This is a genomic window from Actinoallomurus acaciae, assembly GCF_042429965.1.
Classification (GTDB): domain Bacteria; phylum Actinomycetota; class Actinomycetes; order Streptosporangiales; family Streptosporangiaceae; genus Actinoallomurus; species Actinoallomurus acaciae.
The window spans coordinates 1-609 of the sequence record NZ_JBHLZP010001268.1 but is presented as its reverse complement, the minus strand read 5'-3'; the positions used below and the strand labels follow the sequence as shown (position 1 = coordinate 609).

The window sequence follows — 609 nt, the reverse complement described above, 5'->3', positions numbered from 1 at the left end:
GGCCCACACCCACAGATACGACGCGATGATCGCCGGAGTGATCAACGCCGACCCCAGCCAATCCACACCCCCGTACGCCGCCGTGAAGTTCCCCTTCGGCAGCTTGAGGGTGTAGGAGCCGGCCGGGAGTTTCTTGATGACGAACGAGCCGTCCTTCTCCGTGGTGGCCGACCCGACGACCTTGCCCGCCGAGGAGACCGCCTGGACCTTCATACCGCCCAGACCGGCCTCGGTGGGGTCGGGAGCGTTGAGGGTGCCGCCACCACCCTTGGTGAAGTCGAACCACACCAGCCCGGCGATCCCCCCAGCCGCTGCTTGGGGGGCCTTGGCCGGGGTCGGCTTCTTGGGCAGGTTCTCCGGCTTGACTCCCACCAGCGGAAGCAGCGCGCTCTGGCCGGTCTGGACCTGGGCGCGGCTCACCACCGCGCCGCCCTGGGCCACGTCGGGACTCTTGTCGCCGTCGCGGACCGAGGCGCCGGGGTAGCGGGAACCGCCGTCGAAGGTGTCGTGCACGCTGGTGACGACCGCGTTCGCCACGCCCATCGACGGGTCCTGTTCATACACCAGACGGAAGATCACACCCGAGGCCAGGAACGACACGGCCATCGG

General features: G+C 69.0%; 1 pseudogene. It reads right to left on the bottom strand.

Annotation, left to right across the window (positions count from 1 at the left end):
• Window positions 1–609, bottom strand: a pseudogene (locus ACFFNX_RS52010) (sugar ABC transporter permease); the annotation flags it as partial.